This is a genomic window from Mycobacterium sp. NGS45, assembly GCF_059812645.1.
Window position 1 is genome coordinate 1 of the sequence record NZ_JCALDB010000058.1, and the last position, 1,272, is coordinate 1,272.

The following is a 1,272-nucleotide window of genomic DNA, read 5'->3' on the forward strand; positions in this document are numbered from 1 at the left end:
GTCGTCCCCGATAACGACCATCTTGGGCGCCAGGTACTGCAGGAATGACGCCTCAAGCCCAGCCTGGGATGCTTCATCGACGATCACCACGTCGTAGAGGTTCGGTTGCACGCGCACTTGCTCAGCGATCCGGTACAGCGGCATGATCCATACCGGCACCGAAGGCCGACAACGATCCATGGCCTCCGCGATCGCCACGCGTTGCTTCGCGGCATACTTGCCGGTGCCTTTACCCAGTCTCGAGACCAGCTGGGCATACTGAGTGAGGTTGGCGCGGGCACTGCCCGTCAACCGGTCGGGGCTGACGGCATGACCCCACGCCCGCTCGGCAGCAAGGCTTTCCACTGCTGAGCGGAGCCGGTCCTCGATGGTGTTCAGCGTGACTTTCAGCGCGTTCACATCGTCACTGTCCTGCGCCAGGATCCAGCGGCCCGTCATCTCCCAGCGCCACGCCTGTTCAAAGGTTGCCAGCCGAGTATCCCACTCGGTAGCTGTTGGATCCTCGGCGATCGCGGCGGCCAGCTGCGGAGCAGAGTTGTCCAGCTGACCGCGGATGCGGTCGCGCTGCGTCACCGATTGCGCAACATGGTGCAGGTGCTGCAACCGCTGGTGAGCGCGTCCGTATCCGTCGACGTCGCGTCCGGAAACTGCGGCGGCCAACTGTGCGGTCACGCCGGGTGGATCGGGCAGCTGAGTGCGCTGCTGCAGTTCGTGGTGCAACCGGTCGATCGGCGAGGTGGCCGCCACGGCTTCGTCGGCCGCGGCTGCGGCCTCAACCAGGTCGGCATATCGCCGGATGTCTTGCAGATTGTTCCAATCCGGGACCGGCAGGTGGTTCAGTTGGAACCAGTGCCGTTCGACGTCGATCTGGTCACCGAGCGCGAGTACTTTTTCGAGTTGCTCTACCTCGGTCAGGTGCCACTGCAGCTTCTCTCCGAGGGTGTCCTCGTCAGGGATCTGTACCGTCGCCGGCAAAGCCTGGTCCAGCGCCGCAAGGGTTCGGACAGCTTCGACCCAGTCGATGAATATGGCTAGCTGTTCCTTGGTGACCGCGGGCAGATCGTTGATCTTGACCGCGGCGAAGAACGGCTCGGCTAACTTGATGCACTTGGGCGTGAATGCCCCCACCTTCGGGGTGCCGTCGGGACGCACCTTTATGGTGCCTCCGGAATCGAGATGAGACCACAGTGATTTCGCGATTTGCTGGTGCACGCCGAGGTCACCAGAGCCGACCACGACCGACGTAGTAGGTCCGATCCGCGTGATGAATAC

General features: G+C 63.1%; 1 pseudogene. It reads right to left on the reverse strand.

The annotated features are described in order from the left end of the window. Positions 1-1,236, reverse strand: a pseudogene (locus tag AC5Y3P_RS22315) (AAA domain-containing protein); the annotation flags it as partial. Between the last annotated feature and the right edge of the window lie 36 nt (positions 1,237-1,272).